Annotated in this window: 7 protein-coding genes; 2 read left to right on the top strand and 5 right to left on the bottom strand. The window is 63.7% G+C overall.

Features of this window, described 5'->3' with window-relative positions; all coding sequences use genetic code 11:
* From ACN0RC_RS14190 to ACN0RC_RS14175, 4 genes are all read right to left on the bottom strand, one after another.
* Positions 1–1,319: hypothetical protein (locus tag ACN0RC_RS14190; RefSeq protein ID WP_417512554.1), on the bottom strand; the 1,319-nt coding region annotated here is incomplete at its 3' end.
* Complete coding sequence (locus ACN0RC_RS14185; protein WP_417512553.1) at positions 1,319–2,050, bottom strand: hypothetical protein; 732 nt, start codon at positions 2,048–2,050, stop codon at positions 1,319–1,321. The genes ACN0RC_RS14185 and ACN0RC_RS14190, both read right to left, overlap by 1 nt.
* A gap of 391 nt (positions 2,051–2,441) precedes the next feature.
* On the bottom strand, positions 2,442–3,527 hold the full coding sequence (locus ACN0RC_RS14180; RefSeq protein WP_417512552.1) for a hypothetical protein: 1,086 nt from the start codon (positions 3,525–3,527) through the stop codon (positions 2,442–2,444).
* A gap of 272 nt (positions 3,528–3,799) precedes the next feature.
* A complete protein-coding gene (locus ACN0RC_RS14175; RefSeq protein ID WP_417512551.1) occupies positions 3,800–4,030 on the bottom strand; it encodes a hypothetical protein in 231 nt (76 codons plus the stop codon).
* 468 nt (positions 4,031–4,498) lie between these two features.
* On the opposite strand from ACN0RC_RS14175, the gene ACN0RC_RS14170 reads away from it, so the two are divergent.
* Positions 4,499–4,765, top strand: coding sequence for a glutaredoxin domain-containing protein (locus tag ACN0RC_RS14170; protein ID WP_417512550.1), 267 nt, complete (start codon positions 4,499–4,501; stop codon positions 4,763–4,765).
* Here the strand turns inward: ACN0RC_RS14170 and ACN0RC_RS14165 are convergent.
* Entirely contained in the window at positions 4,746–5,066 is a 321-nt protein-coding gene (locus tag ACN0RC_RS14165) for a hypothetical protein (protein ID WP_417512549.1), read from the bottom strand. The genes ACN0RC_RS14170 and ACN0RC_RS14165 overlap by 20 nt on opposite strands.
* Before the next feature lie 95 nt (positions 5,067–5,161).
* Here ACN0RC_RS14165 and ACN0RC_RS14160 point away from each other — a divergent pair, with 95 nt between their 5' ends.
* Complete coding sequence (locus ACN0RC_RS14160; RefSeq protein ID WP_417512548.1) at positions 5,162–5,758, top strand: hypothetical protein; 597 nt, start codon at positions 5,162–5,164, stop codon at positions 5,756–5,758.
* Positions 5,759–6,254: the final 496 nt, after the last annotated feature.

The following is a 6,254-nucleotide window of genomic DNA, read 5'->3' as shown; positions in this document are numbered from 1 at the left end:
CGAAGGTCGAGCAGCATCAGGTCGCCCACGCGGGCCTCGGCCTCGTCGGCGGGGGAGAGGGGCGCGATTGTGAGATCGGCCTGTCCGTCTCCGTATGACCAGCCGGCTGCGGCTAGATATGGCTCTAGTGGTTCGAGCGCTGTCAACAGCGTGTCGCGCACACGCTCGTTGCGCCGCGTGCCGATCTTGTCGACGGCCGCCATGAGGCTGTTGAGCTGCGTCTGATCGCGCACGTGCGTGCGCGGATCGTCCAGCCTCGTGAACAGGTCACGCATTCCCGTCAGCGGGGCATGCGCTTGGATCGCGCGCAACGCCTGATCGGCCTCGCGCCGATAGAACGCACCGTCTCCGGTGCTGTGCGGGATCGTGCGGAGAATCTTGGTGGTGATCTGCGATGCGGTACCCGTGAACAGGTTCCAGGGTTCCGCAACGCGGACGCTGTACCCCCGGCTTCGAGCGACGGCCGCGAGCTTGTCGGCGTCCTCAGGGTCGCCCTTGGCGTCGATAAACGTCACTGGCCAGCCCCGGTCGAGCACTTCCAAGATCGCATTCTGCATAAGAACGGTCTTGCCAGTGCCGCTCTCTGCGAGCTGCATCACTCGCAGCGCTCCGGCTGTGGCCGGCAGCGTGACGAATCGGCCGGCCTGGTCCGTCCAATCCGGCACTTCGCGTCGATCGGTGAACTTCTCCGCGACCGTGGAGACAGTCGCACGGGAGACGATGCCGATCGCTCCGGGCGGGGTCTTGATCCCACCCTTCCCGGCCGTGACGAGGCCGGTCTTTAGGTCGAGCTGCTGCCCGAGCATCCGGGCGCTCATCATGTCAGCTGCGCGCTTCCTGGCACTCTCGATGTGCTCCTGCGTGAGCACATCGGGGATCAACCGGCGCCGCACGAGCTCAGCAACACGACGTCGCTTGATCGTCCACGCCAGCGGCAGCAAAAGGACTCCGAGCAAGAAGTTCAGCAGCAGCCACGGCCACACCGTGGCGACGAACTCCGTGCCCCAGTCGGGGCGCTTCACGAACGCCTCAGCGTTCCCTGACGCGATCCATTCCGCGATCAGCGCGACCTCGACGGCGAGAACGGCTGCGACGATCGCAACCGTCGCGACGTTCACCCAAACGTGCCAGCGATAGGTCATCCAAAACGCGTGGCGCTTCGCGATCCGGTTACCGGTCAGTGCCGATGCCACGATCGGCACTGCCAACGGCAGCACGACCAGGAAAAGCACCAGCCCGAGCACGACCTTCAAGATTCCCCACAACATCATTTCCCAGCCGCCGTCCGACGCCGGCCGGTTCTGCTCCTGCTGGCTCATCAGTCCCGCCCTCCCCACACCGGCAGCGTCGGCTCTACGACGGGCGCAGCCGTCGGCTCCTCGGGGACCGACGATGCAACATCGTCGGTCCACAACGAGTCGAGCTGCCCGACGATATGCCCACGTTCGTCGAGAACCGGCAAGGTGATGATCCGATCGCGCAGCGACGGATGCACCCACTTGCTCGCTTCGCGATCAACCGCGCGCATCGCGCCCGCGGTCCCGACGTACACAACACGGCTGACGCCTTCGGTCAGCCGGCGCGTGTGGTCGGTGAAGATTCCTCGATACCGATCGAGGGTCTTTGCTGTCAGCTCGACCTCGATCAGCTCGACATTTCCTCCGTGCTCGGCAACTCCATCGGCCGCATGCTCTTGGCGCGTCGCCGGCTGCCGATCGCGTTGCCAGCTGTAGCCAGCTGCGAGGTATCGAGCACTGATCGACGACACCGCGACTTCGTGTCGCGTCGTCGCGCGGTAGAGATTTGGCGCAGCACGATTGCTGAGCACTCGACTGAGCCAAATGATCGACCCATCGCGGAACACCGGCCGCGCTTTCTCGATCAGACCGGCCTCGGCCGTGCGGGCGATCCACTGCTGCGCCCGTCTCATCGACACCGGTTCGTCGCGACCATCCAGGGCCGCGAGAACCCATCGGATCGCTTCAGTGTCCGCGAGCTTCACTACTCGCAGCCACTCGAAAATTCGTTCATCGCGTGCCGTGATCTGCACGTCCCGCCCCTCCTCGCTGCGACCGGTGCGCACCGTTGCAGCAGCTCGTCGTGTGTGGCTCAGCTATCGATGCAGCTCGTGCAGAACACGATCAACAGCGAGCGTCGAAAACATCAGTGCCCCCCGGCCAGTGACCGCTTCCTCAGTCCGTCTGCTCATCGCATCCGGGCCTGCAAGAACCGACCACCTCACCATCTTTCCCTCTGTATTTTCTTCTCTCTCTGTCTTTCTGCCCTTGTCCTGCCTACCCCACCATTTACTTGCCAACCTCCATTACTCATAAGGTACGTTGAGTGGTGGAGGTTGGCAAGCGCGTCAGCGTGGTGGGGTAGGCAGGACAAGGGCTAACGAAGCGAAAAGCTTCGTTTACCTATTCGCTCTCAGTGAATAGTCAAGCGAATGGGCGACGCGCCTTCGGACGTCTCGGGAACTGCGCGTGCAGCGCTGCGATCGCTGCCTGAATCTCTTCCTGCTGCTCATCCAGTCGAGCCCGTCGCTCCGCGTCCGCTGCGCGTCGAGCTGCGGCTTCAGCCGCGTGCTCCGCGCGCTCTATCTCGGCGCGCTTCGCAGGTGCCAGATCGGTCTTGCCGATCGCTCGCTGAATGAGCCAGAAGAACCAGTCGAGCCCGTCGCGCATCGCGCTCGGTTCGGGCTCGATGATCCTCGCCTCAGCTCGATACGTCGATACGCGCTCGAGGATTCGCTGCACGGTCCAGCCGCGTTCGATCAGCTCGTGTCGCTTGATCGCATCGCACACTTGTCCGATGTGCCGGCCGCCTTCCCAGACGACCTCGACACCGCCACCGGGCAAAGTCACGATCGTCCGTCGTGGCTGTTTGGTCGCGGTCCAGAGCAGCCGGGGGAGAGCGTTCACGAGCTGCGCGGCGAACCTGGAAACCTCGGGCCGGTGGTGACGCTGGGAGCTGCCAGCACTCACACCTTCATTCAAAGCTGGTCGGGGCGCAGCCCCGGCCTTCCGAGCGCGCAGCGCGCGCCTTGGTGAGAACTTCTTAACCGGAGATTTCTCGTTAACTGTCCCGGAGGTGGGTAGGGGGGTGCCATACACAGAACGAGGGATCGTGAGAGCCCTTGTCGATGCCACGGCGCGCTGCTGAGTCGCTCCGAGCTGACGCGCCTGGTGCAGCTCGTCCATGCTGAGCCGATTGCGGCCGCGGGCGCACTCGACCAGCAGCCCCAGCCGGGACAGAAAACGCACAATGCGTTTGACCGTAGCTTCGGCGTATCCGATCGCCTCAGCGACCGTCTGGTGGCTCACGGCGACGTCGCGTCCCGTTCGGTGATCGGCAGCTGCCGCCCAGATCCGGCACGCGCGCAGCACGGTCGATCGTCCAGCCACGCGCAGCCGCCGCCGCAGCTGCTCGACCTCGGGCACGCTCAGCGCGGCCTCGACGGCGTGCAGCCAGTCGTCAGGCCGGCACGTGGGGATGCTCGCGTAGACGCCCTCCACGGGCTCCAAGACGAGCCCTCGACCAGTCGGCCGGCGTGTACGCCGCGGAGCCGAGATACGGCCTCCGGAGCGCGACACGCGGGAGCGATTCGAGACGGCCGTATAGCTGGCCGTGAGCGTTTGGGGTACGATAAAGCCACCTCCACCCAGAGGTACGACGAACACGACGAAGCCCCGGCTTCGCACCGGTTCTTCGGAACTGCCTTCATCTGATTCAGTCGCCAAACTTCACGCAGATGAGGCTCAGAGCTTCGAGGCCCGCCCCTGGCGGGCCTCTCTCGTTAAGCGGAGTCGATAGGCAACTCCCCGTCTTTAGGCGGCTCAGCGGGAAGCCAAAGAGGCCGGCCCCGCTCGTCCAGGGGAATGTGCTCGGCGAGTTGATCGAGCAGTGCACCGCCAGACATGCCACTGCGGGCAGCGATAGCGTTGAAACGCTCCCTGGTGGACTTCTCGATTTCCCAGCCCGCAGTCACGGGTGCAACCCGTGTGCCGCGGGGGAGTCTCGGTGCCATGAAGGCGACGATAGCGCTAGGGCTAGGGTTAAGGCCAGAATGACACGCCGAGAGCCGCCACCCATTTAACCGCCTCGACCACGAGCTGCTTCACAGCGGCGTCGAGAACGTTCAGTGCCGCCCGCCCCCAGAACGCGCGGCGGCATCGTCGACGTGCAGCGACCCTCTGTTGCTCGCGTTCTGCCCTAAGGCTGCGGCGGGTAGGGGCTGTCTGGGCTGTGGTGGGGTTCGTCGTATTCACAACCCGTCTATGCGCACCGCAGTGAAGAATCGGACACCGGCTGATCCGGTGCGGCGCTAGTTAGGTGTTGCACGCCGTTCCGATCGCATCAAGGGCGCTACGCGATTCCTGCGGAATCCGGCCAGGGCCGGCCCTTGACCCGACCTCCACGCCGCGCAAAGGCGGCAAGTACCAACCGATGCCGAGGCATCGGCTGGGAGCCGACGAGGCGGAGAGGATCACGAACGATGCGAGTACAGGTGACGGTCTACGGGGCTGAGGGCTGCTGGAAGTGCACGAACACGATGCGAGCTTTGGAGTTGGCCGGCATTGCGTGTCAGCTCGTCGACGTCGACGCTGCCGGCGTTCGCAGCGATCTGCGCGATATGGGCATTCGGGAACTGCCCTACGTGGTGACCGATGCGGGCGAAAACTGGACGGGTTTGAGACTGGACCGGATCGTGGAGCTGCGCCGGCGCGTTCTTAGCGCTGCGGCTACTGCGACTTGCGCGTGACTGCGCTGGCCCACACCCACGTGTGATGCGGGTGGGCGCTATAGGGCGGTGTCCATCGAAGCAACACCGCATCGTTGGTCCACGCGATCGCTTCGGCCTCGACGCGCTGCGGTTCCGTCCACAACACCTGATGAGGTATCCACGCCGTGACGGGTATCGGTTCGCGCGCGTCCTGCCGCTGGCCCGTGCTTCGCAGCTCGGGTTCCGAGAGCCCTACAGGGCGCAGCCGGCGATCCATCGTGGCGCTCACGTTGGCGATCTCACCTTCAAGCAGCTCGGGGTAGCGCTTGTTCTGGCCCATCCCGCTATCATAGATCAAACGTTCGAATGTGAACGGTCGAGGAATTGCCGATAATAGTAATTATGTCAGAACGTTTCTCGTGACACGATGTACCGATGGACCTGGATCAGTTACGCAAGCTCCCCGCTTCAGACGGGTGGATCTTCATGCGCGGCCGCATTGCGACAGAAGCAGTGAACTTAGAAGCCGCGCTCCGCGGTGTCCACGCCGCGCTTCGCGGCCGCAACGATCGCTCAGCGCTTCTTGCTGCGCCGGAGTCGTGGGGCCAGCTCGCAAAGAAATGCGGTGAGTTACTCGACGCATACGAACCTCTTGACGCAGCCATGCGCGAATCAATCCGGGCAGCCCTTGACGACGCCGTGGCGGCCTGGCGGGAGCGGAACCGATACGCGCATGACCTGCTCGTTGCACGCCTCACGACCGACGACGATCCCCTAGACCCACAGCCTCCACGCGCGGAAGATGAGCGATACCGATTGCGGCTCGCATATCGCGCGAATGCCCCCGAGGTCGAATCGGTGTCATTGGACGACGCAACGGCTCTGGTAGCCGGTATCGTCGCGGCGACCTGGCGGCTGCGTGCTGCTCGCAGCTTCCTCGCGGACGGCTCGTTTGCCAGCATGCTCCGGAACCCTGTCGAGGGCGACTGGGACGGCAATGCTTCCTGGTGGTCGACCGATGACAGCGGGTAGATACACGAAAAGCCGGGTATCTACCCGGCTTATACCATGTTCCGCGTGTCGTACCTGAGTAATGTCTGAACCCTGCGGTATAATGGTTCAGACTGCCCAACAAGCAGTAGCTACTCAATCCGACGTGTTGGCGCACGAAGGGGCGAGTGGTTTCAACTCCATAGAGAAGAAACGAGGTTCTACGTATGTCCTCCCAGACTTACACAAGAATAGTTCGTATTTCACGAAACGTCAAGCGACCGGTGCCGGTGGGCTTCTCTCTTCTGAGGGGAAGTCCTTGGACTTCGACCCAACGACGCTCAACACCATCATGGTCTGGCTCAACACCATCGCCATGCTCTGGGTGACCATGCGTCGGCGTGACAACGACTGACGTCGTGAAGTAAACGTCAAACCGTGGGTGCCTTCTCGGCGGCACACTTTCCCGAGAAGGCACCCCGGTTTGACACCTACGTGTCAAGACGAGCTGCGCATCTCCTGGCGTTGCGCTGCGGCC

It is taken from the genome of Microbacterium sp., from assembly GCF_048259935.1.
Lineage (GTDB): Bacteria > Actinomycetota > Actinomycetes > Actinomycetales > Microbacteriaceae > Microbacterium.
Note: the sequence above shows the minus strand (reverse complement) of the source record. Positions and strands in the feature narration are given on the sequence as shown.

Bases quoted from the DNA above. Each gene is read 5' to 3' on its own strand.
- ACN0RC_RS14160 (WP_417512548.1), top strand. From the start codon at position 5,162: ATGGACCTGGATCAGTTACGCAAGCTCCCCGCTTCAGACGGGTGGATC.
- ACN0RC_RS14170 (WP_417512550.1), top strand. From the start codon at position 4,499: ATGCGAGTACAGGTGACGGTCTACGGGGCTGAGGGCTGCTGGAAGTGC.
- ACN0RC_RS14165 (WP_417512549.1), bottom strand. From the start codon at position 5,066: ATGGGCCAGAACAAGCGCTACCCCGAGCTGCTTGAAGGTGAGATCGCC.
- ACN0RC_RS14175 (WP_417512551.1), bottom strand. From the start codon at position 4,030: ATGGCACCGAGACTCCCCCGCGGCACACGGGTTGCACCCGTGACTGCG.